General features: G+C 66.5%; 22 protein-coding genes, 2 pseudogenes and 1 riboswitch. Of the genes and pseudogenes, 13 read left to right on the top strand and 11 right to left on the bottom strand.

The features are described from left to right. The 3 genes from AXW67_RS43745 to cobJ form a co-directional block, all read left to right on the top strand. The coding region (locus tag AXW67_RS43745) for a precorrin-8X methylmutase (RefSeq protein ID WP_245315417.1) at positions 1-276 on the top strand (276 nt) is incomplete at its 5' end. A 2-nt stretch (positions 277-278) separates the two neighbouring features. Continuing rightward, positions 279-1010, top strand: a complete 732-nt coding sequence (locus AXW67_RS05065) for a precorrin-2 C(20)-methyltransferase (protein WP_063676951.1) — start codon at positions 279-281, stop codon at positions 1008-1010. Beyond that, positions 1007-1741: a precorrin-3B C(17)-methyltransferase gene (gene cobJ / locus AXW67_RS05060; protein ID WP_063676950.1), complete on the top strand. Its 735-nt coding sequence runs from the start codon at positions 1007-1009 to the stop codon at positions 1739-1741. Before AXW67_RS05065 ends, cobJ begins: the two co-directional genes overlap by 4 nt. Here the strand turns inward: cobJ and AXW67_RS05055 are convergent. Beyond that, the gene (locus tag AXW67_RS05055; RefSeq protein ID WP_063676949.1) at positions 1717-2463 is read right to left on the bottom strand and encodes a cobalt-precorrin-6A reductase; all 747 of its coding nucleotides are present in this window, start codon (positions 2461-2463) and stop codon (positions 1717-1719) included. The genes cobJ and AXW67_RS05055 overlap by 25 nt on opposite strands. Here AXW67_RS05055 and AXW67_RS05050 point away from each other — a divergent pair. The 7 genes from AXW67_RS05050 to cobT are packed head-to-tail and all read left to right on the top strand — an operon-like array spanning position 2462 to position 8638. After that, a complete protein-coding gene (locus tag AXW67_RS05050) occupies positions 2462-3643 on the top strand; it encodes a bifunctional cobalt-precorrin-7 (C(5))-methyltransferase/cobalt-precorrin-6B (C(15))-methyltransferase (RefSeq protein WP_063676948.1) in 1182 nt (393 codons plus the stop codon). The two genes, AXW67_RS05055 and AXW67_RS05050, sit on opposite strands and share 2 nt — an antisense overlap. Further along, on the top strand, positions 3640-4008 hold the full coding sequence (locus AXW67_RS05045) for a cobalamin biosynthesis protein (protein WP_063676947.1): 369 nt from the start codon (positions 3640-3642) through the stop codon (positions 4006-4008). Before AXW67_RS05050 ends, AXW67_RS05045 begins: the two co-directional genes overlap by 4 nt. Continuing rightward, complete coding sequence (cobM, locus tag AXW67_RS05040; protein ID WP_027555408.1) at positions 4005-4787, top strand: precorrin-4 C(11)-methyltransferase; 783 nt, start codon at positions 4005-4007, stop codon at positions 4785-4787. The genes AXW67_RS05045 and cobM overlap by 4 nt, the downstream gene beginning before the upstream one ends. Continuing rightward, positions 4787-6097 carry a cobyrinic acid a,c-diamide synthase CobB gene (locus tag AXW67_RS05035; protein WP_063676946.1) on the top strand — a complete coding sequence of 437 codons (1311 nt, stop codon included), beginning with the start codon at positions 4787-4789 and terminating at the stop codon, positions 6095-6097. Before cobM ends, AXW67_RS05035 begins: the two co-directional genes overlap by 1 nt. Beyond that, positions 6094-6828 (top strand): uroporphyrinogen-III C-methyltransferase, encoded by a 735-nt coding sequence (cobA, locus tag AXW67_RS05030; protein ID WP_027555410.1) that lies wholly within the window; start codon positions 6094-6096, stop codon positions 6826-6828. Before AXW67_RS05035 ends, cobA begins: the two co-directional genes overlap by 4 nt. After that, on the top strand, positions 6822-7571 hold the full coding sequence (gene cobF / locus AXW67_RS05025) for a precorrin-6A synthase (deacetylating) (protein ID WP_063676945.1): 750 nt from the start codon (positions 6822-6824) through the stop codon (positions 7569-7571). The genes cobA and cobF overlap by 7 nt, the downstream gene beginning before the upstream one ends. A gap of 14 nt (positions 7572-7585) precedes the next feature. Next, the gene (cobT, locus tag AXW67_RS05020) at positions 7586-8638 is read left to right on the top strand and encodes a nicotinate-nucleotide--dimethylbenzimidazole phosphoribosyltransferase (RefSeq protein ID WP_063676944.1); all 1053 of its coding nucleotides are present in this window, start codon (positions 7586-7588) and stop codon (positions 8636-8638) included. A 3-nt stretch (positions 8639-8641) separates the two neighbouring features. On the opposite strand, the gene AXW67_RS05015 is transcribed toward cobT, so the two are convergent. After that, positions 8642-9214 carry a histidine phosphatase family protein gene (locus AXW67_RS05015; protein WP_063676943.1) on the bottom strand — a complete coding sequence of 191 codons (573 nt, stop codon included), beginning with the start codon at positions 9212-9214 and terminating at the stop codon, positions 8642-8644. Positions 9215-9284: 70 nt separating this feature from the next. Further along, a riboswitch (cobalamin riboswitch) is annotated at positions 9285-9485 on the top strand. Positions 9486-9601: 116 nt separating this feature from the next. On the opposite strand from AXW67_RS05015, the gene AXW67_RS43045 reads away from it, so the two are divergent. Both AXW67_RS43045 and AXW67_RS05005 read left to right on the top strand, forming a co-directional pair. Further along, positions 9602-11956: a TonB-dependent receptor gene (locus tag AXW67_RS43045; protein ID WP_063676942.1), complete on the top strand. Its 2355-nt coding sequence runs from the start codon at positions 9602-9604 to the stop codon at positions 11954-11956. A 10-nt stretch (positions 11957-11966) separates the two neighbouring features. Continuing rightward, a complete protein-coding gene (locus AXW67_RS05005; RefSeq protein ID WP_063676941.1) occupies positions 11967-13385 on the top strand; it encodes a PepSY domain-containing protein in 1419 nt (472 codons plus the stop codon). On the opposite strand, the gene AXW67_RS05000 is transcribed toward AXW67_RS05005, so the two are convergent. Both AXW67_RS05000 and AXW67_RS04995 read right to left on the bottom strand, forming a co-directional pair. Continuing rightward, positions 13372-14505: an MFS transporter gene (locus AXW67_RS05000; protein WP_063676940.1), complete on the bottom strand. Its 1134-nt coding sequence runs from the start codon at positions 14503-14505 to the stop codon at positions 13372-13374. The two genes, AXW67_RS05005 and AXW67_RS05000, sit on opposite strands and share 14 nt — an antisense overlap. A 240-nt stretch (positions 14506-14745) precedes the next feature. Continuing rightward, positions 14746-15663 (bottom strand): DMT family transporter, encoded by a 918-nt coding sequence (locus AXW67_RS04995; protein WP_063676984.1) that lies wholly within the window; start codon positions 15661-15663, stop codon positions 14746-14748. Between the two features lie 387 nt (positions 15664-16050). Here AXW67_RS04995 and AXW67_RS04990 point away from each other — a divergent pair, with 387 nt between their 5' ends. Continuing rightward, positions 16051-17031: a LysR family transcriptional regulator gene (locus AXW67_RS04990; protein ID WP_063676939.1), complete on the top strand. Its 981-nt coding sequence runs from the start codon at positions 16051-16053 to the stop codon at positions 17029-17031. Positions 17032-17063: 32 nt separating this feature from the next. Here the strand turns inward: AXW67_RS04990 and AXW67_RS04985 are convergent, their stop codons facing one another. The 7 genes and pseudogenes from AXW67_RS04985 to AXW67_RS04960 all read right to left on the bottom strand — a co-directional run bounded on the left by AXW67_RS04985 (position 17064) and on the right by AXW67_RS04960 (position 23273). Continuing rightward, positions 17064-17351 carry a YciI family protein gene (locus AXW67_RS04985; protein ID WP_063676938.1) on the bottom strand — a complete coding sequence of 96 codons (288 nt, stop codon included), beginning with the start codon at positions 17349-17351 and terminating at the stop codon, positions 17064-17066. Between the two features lie 61 nt (positions 17352-17412). Beyond that, on the bottom strand, positions 17413-18390 hold the full coding sequence (locus AXW67_RS04980; protein ID WP_063676937.1) for a sugar ABC transporter substrate-binding protein: 978 nt from the start codon (positions 18388-18390) through the stop codon (positions 17413-17415). A gap of 43 nt (positions 18391-18433) precedes the next feature. Then, positions 18434-19118, bottom strand: a pseudogene (locus AXW67_RS04975) (ABC transporter permease); the annotation flags it as partial. Position 19119: 1 nt separating this feature from the next. Continuing rightward, a pseudogene (locus tag AXW67_RS43740) lies at positions 19120-19416 on the bottom strand (ABC transporter permease); the annotation flags it as partial. Next, complete coding sequence (locus AXW67_RS04970) at positions 19413-20363, bottom strand: ABC transporter permease (protein ID WP_063676936.1); 951 nt, start codon at positions 20361-20363, stop codon at positions 19413-19415. The gene AXW67_RS04970 and the pseudogene AXW67_RS43740, both read right to left, overlap by 4 nt. Further along, complete coding sequence (locus AXW67_RS04965; protein ID WP_063676935.1) at positions 20356-21882, bottom strand: sugar ABC transporter ATP-binding protein; 1527 nt, start codon at positions 21880-21882, stop codon at positions 20356-20358. Before AXW67_RS04965 ends, AXW67_RS04970 begins: the two co-directional genes overlap by 8 nt. Then, positions 21879-23273 (bottom strand): FAD-linked oxidase C-terminal domain-containing protein, encoded by a 1395-nt coding sequence (locus AXW67_RS04960; protein WP_063676934.1) that lies wholly within the window; start codon positions 23271-23273, stop codon positions 21879-21881. The genes AXW67_RS04965 and AXW67_RS04960 overlap by 4 nt, the downstream gene beginning before the upstream one ends. Positions 23274-23293 lie beyond the last annotated feature (20 nt).

Here is a 23293-nt window from a genome sequence, read left to right as displayed (position 1 = left end):
GCGCTGGAGTTGTGGCGGCCGCATCTCGGCGGCGCGATCGTCGCGATCGGCAATGCGCCGACCGCGTTGTTTCATTTGCTCAACATGCTGGAGGACCGCGACTGTCCGCGGCCGGCGGCGATCATCGGCTGCCCGGTCGGCTTCGTCGGCGCGGCCGAATCCAAGGCCGCGCTGATGGCCGATCCGCCGGCACCTGCGCTGACGGTCGAGGGCCGCCTCGGCGGCTCCGCGATCACCGTTGCTGCCGTGAACGCGCTCGCGAGCCGGAGCGAATAGCGATGGGACGCATCATCTGCTGCGGTCTCGGTCCCGGCGATCCCGATCTGATGAGCGTGCGCGCCGACCGAACGGTACGAGCGGCAAGGCATGTCGCCTATTTCCGCAAGAAGGGCCGCCCCGGCCAGGCCCGCCGCATCGTCGAGGGCATGCTCACAGGCGACGTCACCGAATATCCGATGGAATATCCGGTCACCACCGAGATCGCCTTCGACAGTGCAGAGTACGTCCAGCTGCTCGCCGGCTTCTACGACGAGTGGGCGGAGCGTCTGGCGCGGCTGGCGCGCGCGGTCGACGTCGTCGTGCTCTGCGAAGGCGATCCATATTTTTATGGGTCTTTCATGCATCTGCACACGCGCCTGCAAGGCCGCGTCGAGATCGAGGTGATCGCGGGCATCCCAGGCATGGTGGGCTGCTGGAACGCCGTCGGTCAGCCGATCGCGCTTGGCGATGACGTCACGACGGTGCTGATGGGTACGCTCGCCGAGGAGGAACTCGAACGGCGCATGCGCGACTCCGATGCGCTCGTCATCATGAAGACCGGTCGCAATCTCCAGAAGGTGTGTCGCGCGCTCGCTGCCGCCGGCCGACTCGATGACGCCTGGCTGGTCGAGCGCGGCACCATGCCGGGCGAGCGCGTCGCACGGCTTGCCGACGTCGATGCGGCCGAGTGTCCCTATTTCGCGATCGTGCTCGTGCACGGCAGGGGCCGGCACCTGGACGGCGCCGAATGAGGGGCTCGCTGACCATCGCGGGACTCGGGCCCGGCAGCGACGCGTTGGTCACGCCGGAGGTCTCTGCCGCGCTCGCGGCGGCGACTGACATTTTGGGCTATGCGCCCTATGTCGCGCGCGTGCCGCCACGGGCCGGGCTCACCTTGCATCCGTCGGACAATCGCGAGGAGCTGCAACGCGCGAGCGAAGCCTTGCGTCGCGCCGCCGAAGGCGGGCAGGTCGTCGTCGTCTCCTCCGGCGATCCCGGCGTCTTCGCGATGGCCTCCGCCGTGTTCGAGGCGCTCGAACGGGCGCCGCAATGGCAGGAGCTGCCGATCCGCGTACTGCCCGGGGTGACCGCGATGCTGGCGGCGGCCGCGCGCGCGGGTGCGCCGCTCGGCCATGATTTCTGCGCGATCAATCTCTCGGACAATCTGAAGCCCTGGGCCGTGATCGAAAAGCGCCTGCGGCTCGCGGCGGAAGCCGACTTTGCGATTGCGATGTACAATCCGCGCTCGGCGAGCCGGCCGGAAGGATTTGGCCGTGCGCTTTCTGTGTTGAAAGAAGCCAGCTGCGGCGAGCGCCTCGTGATTTTCGCGCGGGCGGTCAGTGCACCCGACGAGCGGATCGAAACCGTCGCGCTGAACGAGGCGCAGCCCGAGATGGCCGACATGCGCACGCTCGTGATCGTCGGCAATTCGCAGACGCGCCGCGTCGGCCGCTGGGTTTATGCGCCGAGGCAGGTCCGATGACCGAGCCATTGCACCACTTCGCCGGCGCTCTCCACCCGCGATCTCTCGGGCAGTTGCGGCCGCGCGATCATGATCACGGGCAGGCCGAGCGCACGTGCCGCGTCGATCTTGGCACGAGCGCCATCACCGCCGGAATTGCGGGCGACGATCCATGCAATGCCGCGCGCGCGCATCATCTCCAATTCGTCGTCAAGCGTGAACGGCCCGCGCGACACGATCACGTCTGCGGCGAAGGGAAGGGGCGCCTCGGGCGGATCGACGAAACGCAGAGTATAAGTGTGCCGCGGCCGCGTCGCGAACGGCGCGATGTGCTGGCGGCCGATGGCGAGGAACACGCGAGTCGGCGTTTGGGGAAGCGCAGCGACCGCCGCGTTGACGTCAGCGACCTCGATCCAGTTGTCACCGGGCGCTTTGGCCCAGGGCGCACGCTCGAGTGCGAGCAGCGGCGTTCCCGTGTCCTTGCAGGCCTCAACCGCGTTGCGGCTCATCTCGGCGGCGAACGGATGCGTCGCGTCGATCACATGCGTGATGTTTTCGCGGCGAATATAGTCTGCAAGACCACTCGGCCCGCCAAAGCCGCCGATGCGGGTCGGCAGCGGCTGGTCGGCAGGCGCGCGGGTGCGGCCGCCATAGGAGTACACCGCGTCGATACCTGCGCGCGCGATCTCCGCTGCAAGCAGGCTCGCATCGCTCGTTCCGCCCAGAATGAGGGCGCGCGTCATGGCTGATCCCTGGCTGACCATCATTGGTATCGGCGAAGATGGCCTTGCCGGCCTGTCGGACGCAAGCCGAAAGGCGCTTGTTGAAGCCGAAACCGTCTTCGGCGGTGAGCGTCATCTTGCCCTCGCGGGCATGGCCGACCGCGGTCGTCCGTGGCCGGTGCCGTTCGATGCGGAGGCCGTGCTGAGCCGTCGTGGCCGCCCGACGGTGGTGCTCGCTTCCGGCGACCCGTTCTGGCACGGCGCTGGCGGGAGCCTTGCCGAAAAGCTCGATAGGAGCGAGTGGATCGCGCATTCCGCGCCGTCAACCTTCTCGCTCGCCGCGGCGCGATTGGGCTGGCGGCTCGAATCCGTCGTCTGTCTCGGTCTCCATGCCGCGCCATTCGAACGCCTCGTGCCGCACCTCGCGCGCGGCGCGCGCATCATTTGCCTGGTCCGTGACGGCAAGGCGGCCGGCGATCTCGCAAAGTGGCTGAGCGAGCATGGGTGGGGCGCCTCAACATTCTGGGTTCTCGCTGCGCTCGGCGGACCGCAAGAAAGCGTCGCGCAGCATCGCGCCGAAAGCTTTGCTGGCGATCTCGCTGGAAATCTGGTCACCGTGGCACTGGAGGCGAAGGGAGCGCAGGGCGTTGCTCGCAGCACCGGCCTGCCGGACGACCTCTTCGTCCATGACGGCCAGATCACCAAGCGCCCCGTCCGCGCGCTTGCGCTCTCCGCGTTGGCGCCGCGTCCCGGGGAGAGGCTGTGGGACATCGGCGCCGGCTCTGGCTCGATCTCGGTGGAATGGGCGCTGTGCGGGGGAACGGCGATCGCCATCGAGGCGCGCGAGGACCGTGCGGCGAACATTCGCTCTAACGCCGCCGCATTTGGACTGGCCCATCGGATCACCGTGATCGCGGATAAAGCACCCGAAGCTCTTGCTCCGCTGGACGCGCCGGATGCCGTCTTCATCGGCGGAGGCCTCGACAGTGCAATGTTCGACGCGATCTGGTCCCGGGTCGCGCCCGGCACGCGGCTGGTCGCCCATGCCGTGACCCTGGAGACGGACGCGCTGCTCGGCGAGTTGCACCAGCGCCATGGCGGCGAGTTGATGCGGGTCGACATCGCGCATGCCGGCCCGCTCGGCCGCTACCGCTCCTGGGAGGCGGCGCGCCCGGTGGTGCAATGGAGTGCGATCCGATGAAGGTCGCCGGTCTCGGATTTAAGAAGGACGTCTCACTGGCCTCACTTCGCGAGGCGCTCGTTGCGGCGGGTGGTCCCGCGGGGCTGGCGGCCGTCGCAACGGTCAGCGACAAGGCGGACGCGGAGGCGCTCAAGCTACTCGCGCGAGAATGCGGCGTACCGATCAAGGCCGTTCCGGCCGATGTGCTGGCGCGCATTATCACGCCGACCCAGTCGAAGCTGGTCGCGGAAAAATTCGGCACGGGATCGGTCGCTGAAGCCGCGGCGCTCGCCGTAGCCGGGTCTCGCGCGCGGCTGATTGCGACGCGCGCGGTCTCGCGGGATGGGACCGCGACCGCGGCGATTGCGGAAGGAGACGGCGCATGACGGTGCATTTCATCGGCGCGGGGCCGGGCGCCGCCGACCTCTTGACGCTGCGCGGTCGCGACTTGATTGCTGCCTGTCCGGTCTGCCTCTACGCCGGTTCGCTGGTGCCCGAAGGCGTTCTGGCGCATTGCCCGCCCGGCGCGCGCATCGTCAACACGGCGCCAATGTCGCTCGACGACATCATTGCCGAGATCGCCGCTGCCCACGCGGAGGGCAATGACGTTGCACGGCTGCACTCCGGTGATCTCTCGATCTGGTCGGCGATGGGCGAACAGTTGCGCCGCCTGCGCGCGCTCGGCATTCCCTATAGCGTCACGCCGGGCGTGCCGGCCTTTTCCGCGGCAGCGGCAGCGCTGGAGGCGGAGCTGACGCTGCCCGGTCTCGCGCAGACCGTGGTGCTGACGCGCACGCCGGGCCGCGCCAGCGCGATGCCGGAAGGTGAGAAGCTCGCCGCATTCGCCGCGACCGGCGCGGTGCTTGCGATCCATCTGTCGATCCACCTGCTCGACAAGGTCATCGCCGAGCTCACGCCGCATTACGGCGCGGATTGTCCGGTCGCGATCGTCTGGCGTGCGAGCTGGCCGGATCAGCGCATCGTGCGCGCCACGCTTGCGACGCTCGATGCCGCCGTCGGCGCCGAGCTCGAACGCACCGCGCTCATCCTGGTCGGCAAGACGCTGGGGTCTGCGGATTTCTCCGAGAGCCGTCTCTACGCCGCCGACTATGATCGCCGTTACCGCCCGGTCGGCCCCGAGCCGCGCTTTCCGGAGGCGTCGTGATGGCGGCGGGCCTCGTCATCTCCGCACCTGCCTCCGGCGTCGGCAAGACGACGCTGACGCTGGCGCTTGCGCGCGCCTATAGCGATCGCGGCCTCAATGTGCAGTGTTTCAAGAGCGGACCCGATTATATCGATCCCGCATTCCACGCCGCCGCCACGGGCCGCGCCTCCGTCAATCTCGATAGCTGGGCGATGGACCGGGCGATGATCGCGCACCTCGTCAGCCGCGGCACCAACGCCGATATCGTGCTTGCCGAGGGCTCGATGGGCCTGTTCGACGGCGTCGCGGCGCGCGGCGTCTCAGGCACCGGGGCCACCGCCGATATTGCCGAGATGATGGGCTGGCCGGTGTTGCTGGTGATTGATCCCTCCGGACAGGCACAGACGGCGGCTGCGATCGCCGCGGGCCTACGCGACTACCGTGCCGGCGTGCGCCTCGCCGGCGTGGTGCTCAACCGCGTCGCGAGCCCGCGTCACGAGGACCTGGTGCGGCGCGCGCTCGGCGATGCCGGCATCGCCGTGTTCGGCGCGCTGCCGCGCCACGCCGAGATCAGCCTGCCGAAGCGGCATCTCGGCCTCGTGCAGGCCGAGGAGCAGGCGGAGGTCGGTGGCCTGATCGGTGAAGCCGCGCGCTTCGTCAGCGAGCATGTCGATCTCGATGCGGTGTTGCGATCGGCCGCAGCATGGTCGCCGCAAGCGGCGGCGAATGGCCTGAACGTGACGCCGCCCGGGCAGCGCATTGCGCTGGCCCGTGACGCTGCGTTCTCCTTCGTCTATCCGCACATGCTGGAAGCCTGGCGCGCGGCCGGCGCCGAGATCGTGACGTTCTCGCCGCTTGCCGATCAGGCTCCCGACGCCGGCGCCGATGTCTGCTGGCTGCCCGGCGGCTATCCCGAGTTGCACGCCGGTCGGCTCGCGGCGAACACGCGCTTTCGCAGCAGCTTGCGCGCCTTTGCCGAGACGCGGCCAGTGCACGGCGAATGCGGAGGCTATATGGTGCTGGGCACGGCCCTGACCGACGCCGACGGTGTCCGCCACGAGATGACGGGCCTGCTCGGCCTGGAGACGAGCTTTGCGAAACGCCGCATGCATCTGGGCTACCGTCTTGCCGAGCTCGCAGCGCCGGTGCCGGGACATCGGGCCGGCGCGCGCCTGCGCGGCCATGAATTCCACTATTCGACCATCATCGCGCAGCCCGACACGGCGCTCGCGGTCGTGCGCGACGCCACCGGTGCGGTCATTGCCGAGACCGGCTCGCGTCGCGGTCGAGCCACGGGTACGTTTTTCCATTTGATCGCGGAGGACCGGTGAGCGGCTTCGTCTCTTTCGTTTCCGCCGGTCCCGGCGATCCCGAGCTCCTCACGGTGAAGGGAGCGGCGCGGCTGCGCGAGGCCGACGTCGTGCTCTATGACGACCTTGCCTCGGGCGCGATCCTCGATCTCGCCCGGCCCGGCGCCAATCTCGTTGCGGTCGGCAAGCGGGCGGGGCGTCCCTCGACCAAGCAGCAGCATGTCAATCGTCTCCTGGTCGACTATGCCGCGACCGGTGTGCGCGTGGTGCGGCTGAAGTCAGGCGATGCTGGAATATTTGGCCGGCTCGAGGAGGAGATCGAGACGTTGCGCGCGGCCGCCATCGGCTACGAGATCATCCCCGGCGTCACGTCGGCCTGCGTTGCGGCTGCGGAGGCCGGCATTCCCCTGACGCGGCGCTACACCTCGCGCAGAGTCCAGTTCGTCACCGGAGCTGACGTTACCGGTGAGTTGCCCGCGAATCTCAACTGGGCGGCGCTGGCTGATCCGGAGGCGACGACAGTGGTCTATATGGGCCGGCGGACGTTCCCGGATCTCGCCGCGAAGCTGATCGCGCATGGGCTCGCCGCGAACACGCCGGCGCTATTTGCCGAATCCCTCGGTCGCCCGGACGAGCGCCTCGTGCGCACCACCATCGCCGAGCTGGCCGCGCAGCTCGCGCGGGGCGGGGCGGCCACGACGGCAGCCGTCATCGTGTTCGGTGCGCTGGCGGAGGCCGACCCATCGTGTTGAGGCTCTCGCTGATAGGCATCGGTTGCGGCGATCCGGAGCAGCTCACGCTGGCTGCGATCCGTGCCATCAACGCGGCGGATCTCGTCCTGATCCCGCGCAAGGGGACCGCGAAATCCGATCTCGCCGACTTGCGGCGGACGATCTGCGCGGATGTGCTCACCAACGACAGGACGCGCATCGCCGAATTCGATCTTCCGGTGCGTGACGCAAGCGAGGCGGACTACCGCAAGGGCGTCGACGATTGGCACGCTTCCGTTGCCGCAGCCTGGTCGCAGACGATCGCAGACCGTCTTGGAAGCGACGGCCGTGTCGCGCTGCTGATCTGGGGCGATCCCTCGCTCTACGATTCCTCGCTGCGCATTGCGCGCCGGCTCGAACCGCTGCCGAAGATCGAGGTGGTCCCCGGTATCACCTCGATTCAGGCGCTGTGCGCGGCGCATGCGCTGCCGCTCAACGATATCGGCGAACCCTTTCTGGTCACGACGGGGCGGCGCCTACGCGAAGGCGGCTGGCCGATAAGCGCCGATACCGTCGTCGTGATGCTCGATGGCGGTGCGGCGTTTCGGTCGCTCGATCCGAACGGCTTGCACATCTGGTGGGGCGCCTATCTCGGCATGCCTGATCAAATCATCATTTCCGGCGCGCTCGCTGACGTCGGGCCGCGCATCGTCGCCGCCCGGCAGCAGGCGCGCGAACGCCATGGCTGGATCATGGACAGCTACATTCTCAAACGCATACCGTGACGCAGAGAGGCAGCATGCTTCCCGAATGGGTTTACCGGAAATGCCCCGATATCTCCGCGGTCCATCGCGACGCGGCGATCGCGCGCCAGGCGCAACTGACGAAACCGACCGGCGCGCTCGGCCGGCTCGAGCAGCTCGCGATCGAGCTCGCCGGTCTCCAGGCGACCGAGCAGCCGCACGCAGGCGGCGTGCCGATCATCATCTTTGCCGGCGATCACGGCATCGTCGCGCAAGGTGTCTCGGCCTATCCGCAAGCGGTGACCATCGCGATGATGGCGAACTTCGCATCTGGCGGTGCCGCGATCTCGGTGCTGGCGCGCGAGCTTGGTTCGAACCTTGAAGTGGTTGACGCCGGCACGCTGGCGGAGGCTGAGATGGCGGGTGTCGTCGCCGACAAGCCGCGCAAGGGCACGCGCGACTTCAGCGTGGAAGCCGCGCTCGAGCCTTCTGAGCTGACGTTTGCCTTCGAAGCCGGCCAGCGCGCGGTCGTTCGTGCGGAGGCATCGAGGCCCGATCTGCTGATCCTCGGAGAAATGGGCATCGGCAACACCACGACGGCGGCGGCGATTGCCGCTAGCCTGCTCGGCGTGAGTGCTGAGGAGATTGCCGGCAGCGGCACCGGCGTCGATGCGGCCGGTCGCGCACATAAGGCCCGCGTGATCGATGCGGCGCTGGCGCGACACGGGCTTGCTGGTGCGTTGCCCGAGAAAATCCTGTGCGCCGTCGGTGGCCTCGAGATCGCGGCCATTTGCGGCGCGATCATCGCCGCCGCGCAGCGCCGCATTCCGGTGCTGATCGATGGCTTCATCGTCTCGGTTGCTGCGCTGGCGGCTGTGCGCCTCAACCCGTCATGCCAGCCATTCCTGCTGCCGTCACATCAATCGGCGGAGCAGGGGCATCGGCTGGTTCTGCGCGCGCTGAACGTCCAGCCGCTGATCATGCTCGATCTCAGGCTCGGTGAGGGATCGGGCGCCGCGATCGCGCTGCCGCTGGTGCGGCTCGCGTGCAGCCTTCACAACGGCATGGCGACGTTTGCACAGGCCAATGTGCCGGATCGTCCGGCTTGATGTTCAGCCGGCGCGCTGATTGACGGACACGACGCGCCAGCTCGCCGCGAGCCGGTCGATGCGAGTGAGGGAGAGCGGATCGACGACGAAGCGCAAGGCGGCCTGTGGCGCGAGATCAAGTGCGATGCAGAGCGCTGCGCGGATCGTGCCGGAGTGGACCACGAGAATGGCCGGACCGGGTCCGATCTGCGCGAGGCCCTTCCGGACGCGCGCGACCTGATCCTCAAAGCTTTCGCCGCCCGGCGGCCGTCCGCGCGCGGGGTCGTTCCAGAATTGCGCATAGGCGTCGCCACCTGCCGCGGCGAGCGCGTCGTGGCGCTGGCCGGTCCAGGCGCCAAAATCCTGCTCGCCGAATTCGGGAGCAAGCGCCGGATCGAGCCCTAATGCGCGTGCCGTATCGACTGTCCGGCGCGACGGGCTGGCATGGCTCATGGCATCCGGCGGCAGGCAGCGTCGCAGCGCGTCGATCTGCGTGCGGTCACCGAGATCGGCCGGCGCGTCCGGCGCATGGATCGTGCCCGCGATGCCGCCGACAGCCGCATGACGTATCAGCCAGAGGAAGGTCTCGCCTTCCATGTGATGTCTCCTGAAAGCCACTGCGACAACAACGCCGCAGCTCGCGCACATTGACTCCGCCTGCGTCTTAATCCTAGATGGTCCTGACGGTTTCCCCGAAAGGGGATGAAAAGGGAATGCGGTGCGGGGATGTTTCCCCAATGCCGTAGCTGCCCCCGCAACTGTGAGCGGAGAATCCTTCGTCAGAAGCCACTGGGTCCTCGGTCCCGGGAAGGCGACGAAGCGGTCATGACCCGCAAGCCAGGAGACCTGCCGTCAGCCGTGGTCACACGCGAAAATGTCGGTCGGGGAGTACAGACATTCGGCTTCATCGCAAAGGCCCAAAGGGCCGGAGGTGAGACCTGGTTCGCTGTGACGTGCCACTGACGTCACACCGAGGTTCGGACCATGTCTTCCATCCGTGTCGCGCGCCAGCGCAAATTCCTGCTCGCGACCGCTGCTCTCACATCAATTGCATTCGTCGACATGCCCGCGGCTTTCGCGCAGCAGGTCCGCGATCCGCTACCGCCGGTCGAGGTGACCCCCGCCCAGCCCCGCAGGCCGGCCAAGCCCGCGCGCAGCGAGGGACGGCCTGCGCGCCGTGCCGCGGCGACTAGGCCTGCCGCGGTGCCGGCCTCGCAGAAGCCCGCCGTTGCCACCACGGCGCAGACGCCGCTCAACACCAATGTGGTGGCCGTAAGTGCCTCGCGCCTCGGCCTGACCGTGCGCGAGATCCCGGCGACCGTCGAGGTGATCTCGGCCGAGACCATGCGCGAGCAGGGCTATCGCACCGTGTCGGAGGTCTCCCAGGGCGCGGTCGGCGTCACCTCCGGCGATAATCCGGCCGAGCCGTCGGCCTTCTCGATGCGCGGCTTCACCAACAGCCAGATCAACACGCTCTACAACGGCATCAAGATCGGCCCGCAGAACATGACCTCGCGCATCATGGACACGGCCAATCTGGAGGCCGTGGAATTCGTGAAAGGCCCGGCTTCGGTGATGTCGGGCGAGGGCGCCGCCGGCGGCGCGGTCAATGTCGTCACCAAGCAGCCGCATACTGGACCCGTCCTGAACGAGGCGGATTTTTCCTGGGACTCCCTGAACTCGTTCCGCTCGCATTACGGCTCCGGCGGCAGCACCAATGTCCAGGGCCTCGACTACCGCTTCGACATCAGCCGATCCTCGCTCAACGGCTTTGCCGACGATACCAACACCAGGACGCTCGACGTCTCCGGCCAGCTCAACTACCGCATCTCCGACAGCCTCAAGATCTGGGGCGCGATCGAGTATCGCGAGGACCGCGGAAAAGCCTATTGGGGCGCGCCGCTGGTGCCGATCGCCTTCAGCGGCTCGCACGCGACGAGCGGCATCGTCTCCGGCAATTACATCTCGAACTACAACGGCTCGAATCTCGGGGCGGTCACCATCGACGACCGCACCTTCAACACCAACTACAACGTCCTCGACAACCGCAACGTTGCGCAGGAGGTCTGGCTGCGCGGCGGCTTCGAGCTGAAGCTCGCGCCCGGCCTCACCCTGAAGAGCCAGGCCTACGGCTATGGCGCCGAGCGCACCTGGTTCAACAACGAGGTCGAGGCGTTCAACTCTGGTTCGAACCTGCTCGATCGCGAGCGCTTTTACGTCGCGCATAGCCAGCGGCTGGCCGGTAACATCACCGATCTGACCTGGGATACGAATATCGCAGGTTTCGATAATCGCTCCGTCACAACACTTGCGGTGAGCGATCTCGACTTCGTCCGGCCGGGCGCCGCCAATTTCCCCCACGATCTCGTCACGCTGGTCGATCCCGTGCGCGGCTATTACGGCCTGCTCACGACGCAGCAGCAGACCGCGCGCATCGACAACGAGGCGCTGTCGTTCGAGGACCGGCTGAAGCTCACGCGCAGCTTTGCCCTGGTCGGCGGCCTCCGCGTCGAGCATATCGGGCTCGACCGCAACTCGACCGACGTGAATGGCCTCGAGAAGGCGAACTTCCCGTTCTCGAAATCCTGGGTGCCGGTGACGGGCCGCATCGGCTACACTTGGGACGCTGTTCCAGGCCTCACCTTCTTCAGTCAGTACGCCACCGGCGCGGACGTCTCGGCCAACAATATCTTCCTGCTCGCGCCGACCCAGCCGCTCGATCTGACGACCTCGCGCACCTATGAGACCGGTGTGAAACATTTGTTCTGGGACAACAGGGCGGAGTGGTCGTTCTCGGCCTACGACATCCTGCGCAAGAACGTCTATGCCGCGGCCGGCGGCATGCAGCTCAACATCGCCGGGCGCCAGGAGTCGAAGGGCGTTGAACTCGCGGCGTCGGTCCGCCCGATTGATCCGCTGCGACTGTGGGGCAACATCGCCTATGTCGATGCGCGCTACGCCGATTACGATTTCGTCGGCGGCTCGTTCTCCGGCAACACCCCGCCGAACGTGCCGCGCATCGTCGCCAATGCGGGAGCGTCCTACCGCTTCTTCACACCCTTGCCGGTCGAGCTCGGAATCGTCGGCCGCCATGTCGGCGACCGCTTCAACACCGATGCGAACGTCGTGACGCTGAAGGCCTACACCGTGGCCGACGTCTATGCCTTCGTCGACATTCCCAGGACGGTGTTCAATGCCGTCGACCAGGCGCGCCTGACCTTCCGCGTGCGCAACATCACCGACAAGCGCTATGCGATCTGGGGCGATCCGTTCTACCCCGATCAGATCCTGCTGGGAGCGCCGCGCACCTACGAGATCTCCGCGGCGTTCAAATGGTGAGCTCCGGCGCATGATGGGTACGATCGTCCTCGTGCATCGCTGGCTCGGTATCGCGTTCTGCCTGCTGTTCGCGATGTGGTTTGCGACGGGGATCGTGATGCACTTCGTTCCGTTTCCGTCGCTGACCGAAGCAGAACGATTTGCAGGCCTCGCGCCGCTGGATCGCACGCAGGTGACGATCGCGGTTGGCGATGTGGTGACCGCCAGCGGGATCGCGGGTGCCGGGCGCGCCCGCTTGATTCAGCGGAGCGATGGTCCAGTATACATCGTCGAGGGTTCGTCGCGGTTGCGCGCCGTCCGCGCCTCCGATGGAACGGATGCGACGGTGACTTCGTCCGATGTCGCGCTCGCCATCGCGCAGGATCACGCCCGCGGGCGCGGGCTCGACGCTACGCGCGCGGCCATCGTCGCGCGCGCGGACTACGATCAATGGAGTGTGCCGAACGGGTTTGATCGCCACCGGCCGTTGTTTCGCGTGGCGCTCGGCGACGCCGCCGGGACGGAAGTCTACGTCTCATCCGGCACCGGCGAAATCGTCCTGGATACGACGCGCAGCGAGCGCGGATGGAATCTTGCCGGCAGTGTCCTGCACTGGATCTATCCGACGGTCCTCCGCAGCAACTGGCCGCTGTGGGATCGTGTGGTCTGGACGCTGTCGCTGTTGGCTCTGATCGCCGCCGTACTCGGCGTGGTGCTCGGGATCGCCCGGATCAAGGTGCCTTATCGCGGATGGCACGCCCTGCATCACGTCATCGGCCTTGTAGCGTTGGTGTTCGTGCTGACATGGATTTTCAGCGGCTGGCTCTCCATGGATCACGGCCGGCTGTTTTCGCGCGGGCAATTGACCGTTGCCGAAGCCGACGCAGCGACTGCCGCGACGGACTGGACCGCCGCCGCATCGCTCGATCGTGTGCCGCCATCGGCCTTCGCCCGCGAGGTCGAATGGCTCTCCTTCAACGGCAAGCTCTATCGGCGCGACCGGATCGCGCTCGATCAGCAGGTCTTGTTCGGGGCGGACGAAGGCGATCGCGATCGGCCGACCGGATTCCTCGGTGCGCACAAAGTTCAGGAATTTGTCGCCCGCCTTGCCACCGGCTGCAACGCACCGTCAGTCCTTGCGCACAATGACGACTATCCCGCTCAGTCCAGCGTGCCCGATGCGCCCGTCTATCGGGTCAGCTGCAATGACGTCTGGTTCGACATCGACGGCGCTGACGGCCGCGTGCTGCAGCGGCTCGATGCGTCGCGACGGGCCTATCGCTGGCTCTACAGCGCGCTGCACACGCTCGACTTTCCGATCCTGATGGCCCATCCGTCGCTGCGCGAGGGCTTGATCGTCGGGCTCTGCGCGCTCGGGTTCCTGTTCTCCATCACTGGCATCGTCATCGGGTGGCGCCGGCTGCGTCGCTCCTTCGCTATTTCGCCGTGACCGTGCGCGCCGAAAGCGTGACGAGGCACATCAGCGCTGCGAGCATCCAGAACGCCAGCGGCAGACCGCCGGCATGGGCGATGAAGCCGATTCCGGCGGGGCCGACGAGAATGCCGGCATACCCGGCGGTGGTGATCGCCGCCACCGCTAGCCCGACCGGCATCGCGGTTTGCGTGGCGGAGCGACGGAAGAAGACGGGCACGAGGTTCGATGCGCCAAGGCCGATGAGCAGGAAGCCGGCCATCGCAACCGCCGCGACGGGGGCGAGCAGCAACACCGCAAAACCTGCGACTGCAATCAGGCTTCCCCAGACCAGCGTTGCGCGATCGCCGACGCGCGCCACGACGGCGTCGCCGCCAAGCCGTCCCGCCGTCATTGCGATCGAGAACACGATATAGCCGATGCCGCCTTGGGCCTCGCCGACGAGGCCCGCGCCGATGACGAGCAGCGCGCCCCAGTCGAGGATTGCGCCCTCGACCAGGAAGGTGATGGCCGCCAACAGCGCGAGCAGAAGCACGATACCGTGCGGCAGGACGAATAGCGGCCCCTCCTGCGCCTGCGCCGAACGCAGTAGGCGCGGCCAGGCAAGGCCCATCGCGATCAGCATCAGGACCGAGCAGATCAGCGTGCTCATGAGTGGCCCAAGATGGAATGACAGCAGAGTCGTCATCACGGCCGATCCGGCGAAGCCGCCAATGCTGAAGAGCGCATGAAAGCCGGACATCAGCGGCTGTCCCGCCGCTCGCTCGACTTCGACGGCATGGATGTTCATCGCGACGTCGATGGAGCCGAGCGCGGCGCCGAAGGCGAGCAGCACCAGCGCCAGCGTCACGGGCGAGCCAACGATCGCCAGCAGCGGCAACACCACAGCGAGACCAACTCCGCCCGCGATGATGATCGGCTTGCTGCCGTAGCGCGCGCTCAAAATGCCGGTCGCGAGCATCGCGACGACCGATCCGATGCCGAGGCTGAGCAGCAGCAATCCGAGGATGGCGTCATCGATCGCGAGCCGCTCTTTTGCGAACGGCACCAGCGGAGCCCAGCACGCGATGCCGAAACCCGCGACCAGAAAGGATAGCCGCGTCGCAAGCCGTGTCGCCGGCCGGTCGGCAGAAGTCATCGATGAAACTCCGGGGGAAGGGAGCGCGCGATCGCGGGCGAGGTGAGGCTTAGATCATCAACCAGGAACGGACACCAGGGTTCCGAAGGCGCAGCGAGTTGACGAATTGTGTCACCGTGACATCGCACCTTACGCCGTCATTGCGAGCGCAGCGAAGCAAGGAATCGCGCCACCGGAAACGACCAGGGTGGCGTGCCATCTCGAGGAGCCACCGCAGCGGTGGACCGGCCTGATGATCGGCTATTTCCTGTCCATGGCGCGGGCCTGGGCTGCGACGATGAGCACGCCGGCCACAACCAGGACGCCGCCGACCGACTGAACCAGTGACATCGTCTCATCGAGCCCGATATATCCAGATACGACGGTGGCGACAGGCCCCAGCGCACTGATCATCGCCACGCGGCTCGCGCCGATCCGGCGCAGCGCCTCGGCCATCATGAAGATCGGCATCACGGTACTGAAGAGTGCCATGCAGAGAGCTAGCCAATACACCCGCGCAGGCAGTACCAGCGCACTCATCGGGCGGAGCGCCATGAACTGAACGATGCAATAGGCGCTCGCCGCGGCGGTGGCATAGGCCGTGAAACGTATCGAACCGAGCCTCAAGACAACCTCGCCGCTGCCGACGAGATACACCGAGAAGGTCACCGCGCTCAGCATGACAAGTAGTACCCCAAGCCAAAAATTGTCGCTCGTCTTGTCGAGCTGCCCCGACAGGACGAGCGCGACGCCGGCATAGGTGATGGCCAGCGCGATGAGCTCGCGCCGGGTGATCGGCTTCCGGAGGAAGACCGCCGAGATCACCACAACGATGGTCGGGTACATGAACAGGATCAGCCGGCCGACCCCCGCGGCGATGTATTGCAGCCCGATCATGTCGAGGAAGCTCGACAGATAGTAGCCGACGAAGCCGAGGGCGGCGAGCGCCAGGGCGTCGCGCGCGGTGATCGGCGGAAGCTTCTGGCCGCCAGGCGGACCTCGATAGAGAGCAAGCGCGACAATGAAGAAGGGCAGGGAGAAGATCATCCGCAGGGCAAGGAGGGTGACGGGATCGCTCATGTCCTCATAGGCGAGCTTCACGAAGATCGCGCGAAGCGAGAACGCAATGGCGGCGGTGGCCGCCAGCAATACGCCGACGACGTTGTGCGTCCTGGACACGCTTGCGACGGGAGGTTTCGGCGCTGGCCCGGGCGGCTGGGGGATTGCGTGCTGATCTCCTTCGGAGATTTCGGCCATAGTCCGTCTCACCGACTTTGCGGGTCGTGACAGAGATGATGAGCGGTACAGCCGAAAAGCGCCAATTTCATTTCGGCAAGGCCCCCTTCGCGTTCGACGAAGCTCCTGCAGGCCGGAACCGGCGATATCGACGATCACCGTTGGTTTGACAACGGCTTGGATGGTCTTTTCGACCTTGACCCGGGAGCCGTTGATCAGGCTTACTTAAGGTAGTGAACGCCAACCGCCCCGCTAAGGGCGGTGCGGCCGGGATCGGTTCGCGGGTCTCGGGCAAGTTTAAAGAACGGACACGTTCCCGCGGATCGACAGATGCGGCAAATCAATCATCTCATCCGGCGCATCGACCTGACCTCGCTTCAGCTCTTCGTCGCCGTGTGCGAGGAGGGTACGCTGACGCGGGCGGCGTCACGGGAGAACATTGCTCTGAGCGCGGTGAGCAAGCGCCTGGGGGAGCTCGAGGAGGCGCTCGGAACCGATCTCTTCATCCGGCACCCGAAGGGGATGATGCTGGCACCGGCCGGGGAATCCTTGCTGCACCACGCGCGAGCGATGCTGGGCAGCGTCGAGAAGATGGGAGCGGAGCTCGATGAGTACCGCATGGGCATCAGGGGACACATCCGGATGCTGGCTAATGTCTCGGCCACGGTCGAATTCCTTCCCGACGACCTGCCGGCCTTTTTCTCGATGCACAATCTGGTCAAGATTCATCTTGAGGAAAGGCTGAGCGCCGGTGTCGTCAAGAGTGTCGAGGAGGGATACGCGGAGATCGGCATCTGCGTCTCCACGACCGACAGTCGCGACCTCATGACCCATCCTTATCGCAGCGACCGGCTCGCACTGGCGGTGCCGCAGGACCATCCGTTGGCCGGGCGGACATCGATCGATTTCGTCGAGAGCCTGGATTTCGACCATATCGGCTTCCAGGCGGACAGCTCCATCTTCACCGTCTCGCGTGCGGCCGCCGCCCGGGCTGGGAAGGCGGTCAATCTGCGGATCAACGTGCCGAGCTTTGATGCCATCTGTCGCATGGTGCAGTGTGGCCTCGGCGTCGGACTAATCCCGGACCGGGCGTTCGAGGTGCTCGCCTCCGGAATGGGCATCAAGGCGATCCCGCTCAGAGACGACTGGGCTCGCCGGAACTTGAAGATCGTGACGCGCGATCCCGCCGGACTCTCGACGGTAACCAGGATGCTGGTCGAGCACCTGGTGCAATCCGGTCATCGCATCGATGAGGCCGTGCCGGCGATTGCGGCTTCGGCGTCAGCGTCCGGTCACCGCGAGCGCGGATGACCCCGACACTTCGAGATTGAGCGTCTGGTGGCTCAGCCCTGGCGGCGCAGGAAGCCCGTGATCGTGACCTTTTCCCAAATGCCCGCGGCGGCGAAGGGATCGGCACGGTTGAAGGTTTCGACCTCGGCGCGGCCGGGGGCCTCGATCAGGAACAGGCTGCCGATCATGGTCTGGCCGTCGTCGGAGACGAGGGGACCCGACATCACGATCTTGACGCCGAAGCGCGAGGTGTCGCTCAGAAAGGCCTTGTGGGCATCGTAGTTGGAAAGCCGGCTCGGCAAGGCGCCGGCGCGGTCGAGCGCATGAATTGCGAACAGCATGATGTCTCCTGTCTTGAGGGCGGCCGCGCGAACGGCCGCCCCGAGCTTTGTGATTGGCCGTCTATTTGCCGCCGAGCTTGCCGGCTTCCTCGAAGGTCGGGCAGCTCCGCTGCTCCAGCGGGACGTCGAACGGCTTGTAATTGTCCTTGGTGATGACAGTCGGCTTCAGCACGATCTCGTTGATGACCGGCTGGTCGCGCAGGGAACGGATCGCCATCATGGTGCCGAGGCAGCCCTGCGCAAAGCCGTTATAGTCGCCGCTGGCGAGCAGCTTGCCCGACTTGATGGCGTCGATCGCTTCCTTGGTGCCGTTGATGCCGATCACCTGCGCTTTGCGATTGGCGCCGTCGAGCGCCTCGATCGCGCCGACCGCCATGGCGTCGTTGGCGGCGAGCACACCGTCGATCTGCGAATTCGACTGCATCAGGTTCTCCATGACCTGGAGCGCCTGGAGCCGCTGGTAGTTGCCGGGCTGCGAGGCCAAGAGCTTGGCGCCCGGAGCCTCTTTAATGGCGTCGTTGAAGCCGCGGACGCGGTCGACATTGGTCAGCGAGCCCTTGACGCCCTCGATGATGACGATGTTGCCCTTGCCACCGAGCGTCTTCAGCAGATAGCGCGCGGTTTCGAGACCGAGGCTGTAGTCGTCGGCGCCGATGAAGGAGACGAACTTGCCGCCTGCGGAGCGGTCGGTGATGTTGACCACGGGGATTTTGGCGTCGTTGATCTTCTCGACGCCCGGCACCATCGCCTTGTAGTCGACGGGGATGAACACGATCGAGCTCGGCTTCTTGACGACGACGTCCTCGATCTGACTGAGCTGCTCGGGGATCGAGTCCGGTTTGGTCGGGATGTAGTGCAGCGTCTTCGCGTTCATCGTCTTGGCGGCGACGTCCGCGCCGACCCGCACGGTCTGGAAGTACGGGTTGGTCTGGTTCTTGGTGAAGACGGCGATGGTCTCGCCATCGGCGCGGGCCTGCGTGGTGCACGCGGCCGCCATCAGAATCGGAAGTGCCAGGTAGCCCAGTCTATCTTGTCTCATGTCGTCTCCATCCCTCATTTTGCTTTGTTGGATTCTCGAGAAATCATTGCGCGCGGCGTCGGGTCTTCATGTCCAGCCAGACCGCGAGAATGACGATGATTCCGGTGACGAGCGGCTGCCAGTTGGCGCTGACCGACAACAGGTTCATGCCGTTCAGCACCAAGGTCAGGATCAGCGCGCCGACAAAGGTGCCGAACACGGTGCCGACGCCGCCGAACAGCGAGGTGCCGCCGATCAGCACGGCCGCGATCGCCGGCAGCGTCAGGCTCTCCCCGATGTCGGCCTCGGCCGAATTGAGCCGCGACAGGAAGATGATCGAGGCGAGCCCCGCCATGGTGCCGGAGACCGCGTAGACGAGCAGCAGCCGCCGCGCGACCGGAATGCCGGAGAGCCGTGCCGCGACCGGATTGGCGCCGATCGCATAGATCTCCTGGCCCCAGATCGTGCGCTGCGCGAACAGCGTGCCGATCGCGAGGAAGACGACGAGCAGATAGACCGGGATCGGCAGGCCGAACAGATAGCCGCTGCCGATCTGGCGGAAGCCCGCAGGGAAGCCGTGAATGGTGTCGCCGGCCATGTACCAATAGGTGAGGCCGTTCAGCACCCAGAGCATGCCATAGGTGGCGATGAAGGAAGGAATACGCAGCGCCGTCACCATGATGCCGTTAAGCAGGCCAACGACGCCGCCGGCGACCAGCGCGGTAAGAATGCCGAGAGCAGGCGAGCCGNGCCGGTCTGATGGATCACGGTGCCGGCGAGGCAGGCGGACAGCGCGACATTGGCGCCGACGGAGAGATCGAGGCCGGCGGTCAACACCACCAGCGTTAGCCCCGAGGCGATGAAGAAGGTCAGGCTCGCCTGGCGCAGCACGTTGAGGATGTTGCCGAGGCTCAGGAAGGAATCGCTGAGCACGGCAAGCACTGCGCAGATCAAGAACGCGGCGAGCAGACGATAAAACAGCTGGATCGCATCCTGCGACAGGAAGGAGCGGGGCGGCGCGATGGCCTCTTTGGCGATGTCGCTCATGCCCGGCTCCGAAGCCCGTCGAGGAACAGCGCGACGATGACGAGGACGCCGACGCTTGCGACCTGCACCGAGGACGGCAGCGAGATCAGGTTCAGTCCGTTGCGCAGCACGCCCACCGCGATGACGCCGAGCACGGTGCCGAGCAGCCAGCCATTGCCGCGCTCGAACGAGGTGCCGCCGACCGCGACAGCGGCGATGGCGTCGAATTCGAGGCCGAGACCCGCGGTGGGATGGCCGGAATTCATGCGTGCGGTCATCAGCAGGCCGGCAACGCCGGCCATGGTGCCGCCGAGCGCGTAAACCGCGATCAGGAGTCGGTTCGGCGAGAGGCCGGCATAGCGCAGCGCCTCGCGATTGCCGCCGAGCGCGAAGATGTAGGTGCCGAAGCGGGTGTGATAGAGCAGGGCGTGAAAGGCCGCATAAGTAACGAGCGCCATCACGATCGGGACGGGCACGCCCAGAAGCGTCGCGGAATAGATGTCACGCACGCTGTGGGGGATACCGACCACGCTTTGGCCGTCGCTGACGATCAGCGACAGGCCTTGGGCCATGCCGAGCGTGCCGAGCGTCGCGACGAACGGCGGAATGCCGAGGATTGCGACCAGCCAGCCGTTCACGGTGCCGAAGGCCGCGCCGACCAGCAGGCCGGCGCAGAGCCCGAGCAGCATCGATTTGGTCGCGAGCGACACGATCGCGACGCAAAGCGAGGTCAGCGTCAGCACCGCGCCCATCGACAGGTCAAGCCCCTCGGTCATGATGATCAGCGTCATCGGCAGCGCGAGCATGGTCAGGATCGTCGACTGCACCAGCACGTTGGAGAGGTTGGCGACCGAAAGGAAGCCGGGCGCGAGCACGCCGAACAGCGCGATCAGGACGACCAGCACGATCGCGACGCCGGGAATACGCTGCAGCGGATTGGGTTGTGACGCGACCGCGGCCTCACGCATGATGCATCCCCAGTCGCACGATGTTTTCCTCCGTCAGCTCATTGCGCGCAAGATGCCCGGCGATGCGGCCCTCGCGCATCACATAGGCGCGGTCGCAGACATGGCAGATCTCGACCTGCTCGGACGAGATCATCAGCGCCGCCGCGCCTTCGGCGACCAGGCGATCGATCAGCGCGAAGATCTCGGACTTGGCGCCGATGTCGATGCCGCGCGTCGGCTCGTCGAAGATGAAGAGCTTTGCGCCGGCGGCCAGCCATTTGCCGATCACGACCTTCTGCTGATTGCCGCCGGAGAGCAGTCCCACGGTCTGCCGCGCGCTAGGCGTCGCGATGCGGAGCTGCCGGATCAGGCCGTCGGACGTACGCAGGGCGCTGCGCTGGTCGAACAGCCCGCTCGGAAAGAGCTTTCGCAGCGCCGAGACGACGAGATTGTCGCCGACGGAGCGGAGCAGCGCGAGTCCTTCGCTCTTGCGGCTCTCCGGGATCAGGGCGATGCCGCTGCGTGCCGCGATGTCGGGCTCTCCGGAGATGGCCTTGCCGTCGAAGATGATCTCGCCGGACGTCACGGGATCCGCGCCGAAGATGGCGCGCGCGACCTCGCTGCGCCCCGAGCCGACGAGGCCACACAGGCCGACGATCTCGCCCTGGCGCACCTCGATGTTGATGTCCGAGATGCCGGTCGGCGAGGTCAGGTCCTTGACCCTGAGCAGCACTTCGCCGGGCTTGTCGGCAAAGTTGCGCGGATAGGTCATGTCGACATTGCGGCCGACCATCATGCGGACGAGCTGGTCCGGCGTGACGTCGGCGGGGCGCACGCCGTCGATGCGGCGGCCGTCGCGCAGCACCGTGATGCGGTCGCCGAGCGCGAACACTTCGGCCATGCGGTGCGAGATGTAGACGATGGACACGCCATCGGCCTTCAGCCGCGCGATCAGCGCGAACAGGAGCTCGGTCTCGCGATCGGACAGCGCCGCGGTCGGCTCGTCCATGACCAGGATGCGCGCGTTCTGGCTGATCGCTTTCGCGATCTCGACCATCTGCTGCTGCGCCACGCCGAGCTTGTCGACGGTGATGGAGGGATCGATGTCGAAGCCGATCGTGTCGAGCACGCGCCTGGCGTCGGCCAATATCCTGCGGCGGTCGATCGTGCCGGGAATGCGCCCCTTCGGCTCGCGGCCGAGGAAGATGTTCTGGGCGATATCGAGATAGGGGACGAGCGAGAACTCCTGGAAGATCACGGCAATGCCGAGCTTCTGCGCGTCGGCGGTCGAGCCGATCGCGACCTTTTCACCCTTGTGGTAGAACTCGCCGGCGTCGGCGCGATAGGCGCCGCACAGCACCTTCATCAGGCTCGACTTGCCGGCGCCGTTCTCGCCGAGCAGCATATGGACTTCGCCGGGGAAGACGGCAAAGGACACGTCGTCCAGCGCCTTGACGCCGGGAAAGTCCTTGCTGATGCCGCGCAGCTCGAGCAGCGGCGTCGGCGAAGGAGTCTGAATGGGCAATGCCGCGGTGCTCATGCCCGCGCTCCGCTTGCGAAGATCTTTCCGGGATTCATCAGGCCGTTCGGATCGAGTGCCTGCTTGATCGACCGCATCACATCGACGGCCTCGCCGAGCTCATCGGCGAGATAGTCGATCTTGCCGAGCCCGATGCCGTGCTCGCCGGTGCAGGTGCCATCCATGGCAATGGCGCGGGCGACCATGCGCGCCTGCAGCGCCTTGGCGCCTTCTGCCTCCTCCGGCTTTGCGGGATCGATCAGGATCAGCATGTGGAAATTGCCGTCGCCGACATGGCCGACGATCGGAGCCGTAAAGCCGTGCTCGTCGGCGTCCCGTCGCGTCTCGGTCAGGCATTCCGCCAGCCGCGAGATCGGTACGCAGACATCGGTGATCACGGCGCGCGCGCCGGGCCTCAAGCCCAGGCCCGCATAGAGCGTGTTGTCGCGGGCATGCCAGAGCCGGCTGCGGTCCTCCGGCGCCTTCGCCCAGGCAAACCCATGACCGCCATGGTCGGCGGCGATCGCCTGCGCCGCCTCGGCCTGCTCGGCGACCGAGGTCTCGGAGCCATGGAATTCGAAGAACAGGGTCGAGGCTTCGCGATAGCCGAGCTTTGCGTAGGCATTGATGCCCCGCATCATGACGTCATCGAGCAACTCGATGCGCGCCACGGGAATGGCGGACTGGATCGCGGAGATCGCCGTGTCGACGGCGTCGTGCAGCGTATCGAAGCTGCAGACCGCGGCCGAAATTGCCTGCGGCAGGGGATGGAGTTTGAGCGTGATCTCGGTGATGACCCCGAGCGTGCCTTCGGCGCCGACGAACATCCGGGTCAGATCGTAGCCGGCGGCCGATTTGCGCGCGCGCTGCGCTGTGCGGATCACGCGGCCGTCGGCCAGAACCACCTCCAGCGCCATGACATTGTCCTTCATGGTGCCGTAACGCACCGCCATGGTGCCCGAGGCGCGGGTCGATGTCATGCCGGCGATCGAAGCGTCGGCGCCGGGATCGATCGGGAAGAACAGGCCGGTGCTGCGCAGCTCCGCATTGAGCTGCTTTCGCGTGATGCCGGGCTGCACGACGACGTCCATGTCGCTCTCATGCACCGCCAGCACCTTGTTCATGCGCGCGAAGTCGAGACAGACGCCGCCTGCGATCGATGCCGCGTTGCCTTCAAGCGAGGTTCCGGCGCCATAGGGCACGATCGGCATGCCCGCGCCGGCGCACATTTTGACGATCTCGGCGACCTCGTGCGTCGTCTCCGGGAACACGACGATATCGGGCGGCAGGTTGCGATAATGGGATTCGCTCTGCCCATGCTGATCGAGCACGCCGCGCGCGACACTCGCGCGCGGACCGATCATGCCCGCGAGGCGATCGGCCAAAGCTGCCGTGCTAACCCGTGGTCCCATCCTTGCTCCCTGTCTGCCTC

Origin of the sequence: Bradyrhizobium neotropicale (assembly GCF_001641695.1) — a bacterium.
In the GTDB taxonomy this organism is placed as follows: domain Bacteria; phylum Pseudomonadota; class Alphaproteobacteria; order Rhizobiales; family Xanthobacteraceae; genus Bradyrhizobium; species Bradyrhizobium neotropicale.
This window is presented reverse-complemented; position numbering and strand designations above follow the sequence as displayed.

Excerpts from the sequence above, each read along its gene's own strand:
- AXW67_RS05045 (WP_063676947.1), top strand. The coding sequence starts at position 3,640 with ATGAAGGTCGCCGGTCTCGGATTTAAGAAGGACGTCTCACTGGCCTCA.
- cobM (WP_027555408.1), top strand. The coding sequence starts at position 4,005 with ATGACGGTGCATTTCATCGGCGCGGGGCCGGGCGCCGCCGACCTCTTG.
- AXW67_RS05050 (WP_063676948.1), top strand. The coding sequence starts at position 2,462 with ATGGCTGATCCCTGGCTGACCATCATTGGTATCGGCGAAGATGGCCTT.
- AXW67_RS04965 (WP_063676935.1), bottom strand. The coding sequence starts at position 21,882 with ATGAGCACCGCGGCATTGCCCATTCAGACTCCTTCGCCGACGCCGCTG.
- AXW67_RS43045 (WP_063676942.1), top strand. The coding sequence starts at position 9,602 with ATGTCTTCCATCCGTGTCGCGCGCCAGCGCAAATTCCTGCTCGCGACC.
- AXW67_RS05055 (WP_063676949.1), bottom strand. The coding sequence starts at position 2,463 with ATGACGCGCGCCCTCATTCTGGGCGGAACGAGCGATGCGAGCCTGCTT.
- AXW67_RS05015 (WP_063676943.1), bottom strand. The coding sequence starts at position 9,214 with ATGGAAGGCGAGACCTTCCTCTGGCTGATACGTCATGCGGCTGTCGGC.
- AXW67_RS05035 (WP_063676946.1), top strand. The coding sequence starts at position 4,787 with ATGGCGGCGGGCCTCGTCATCTCCGCACCTGCCTCCGGCGTCGGCAAG.
- AXW67_RS04970 (WP_063676936.1), bottom strand. The coding sequence starts at position 20,363 with ATGCGTGAGGCCGCGGTCGCGTCACAACCCAATCCGCTGCAGCGTATT.
- cobJ (WP_063676950.1), top strand. The coding sequence starts at position 1,007 with ATGAGGGGCTCGCTGACCATCGCGGGACTCGGGCCCGGCAGCGACGCG.
- AXW67_RS05005 (WP_063676941.1), top strand. The coding sequence starts at position 11,967 with ATGATGGGTACGATCGTCCTCGTGCATCGCTGGCTCGGTATCGCGTTC.
- AXW67_RS04990 (WP_063676939.1), top strand. The coding sequence starts at position 16,051 with ATGCGGCAAATCAATCATCTCATCCGGCGCATCGACCTGACCTCGCTT.
- AXW67_RS04960 (WP_063676934.1), bottom strand. The coding sequence starts at position 23,273 with ATGGGACCACGGGTTAGCACGGCAGCTTTGGCCGATCGCCTCGCGGGC.
- cobT (WP_063676944.1), top strand. The coding sequence starts at position 7,586 with ATGCTTCCCGAATGGGTTTACCGGAAATGCCCCGATATCTCCGCGGTC.
- AXW67_RS04980 (WP_063676937.1), bottom strand. The coding sequence starts at position 18,390 with ATGAGACAAGATAGACTGGGCTACCTGGCACTTCCGATTCTGATGGCG.
- AXW67_RS05065 (WP_063676951.1), top strand. The coding sequence starts at position 279 with ATGGGACGCATCATCTGCTGCGGTCTCGGTCCCGGCGATCCCGATCTG.
- AXW67_RS05000 (WP_063676940.1), bottom strand. The coding sequence starts at position 14,505 with ATGACTTCTGCCGACCGGCCGGCGACACGGCTTGCGACGCGGCTATCC.
- AXW67_RS04985 (WP_063676938.1), bottom strand. The coding sequence starts at position 17,351 with ATGCTGTTCGCAATTCATGCGCTCGACCGCGCCGGCGCCTTGCCGAGC.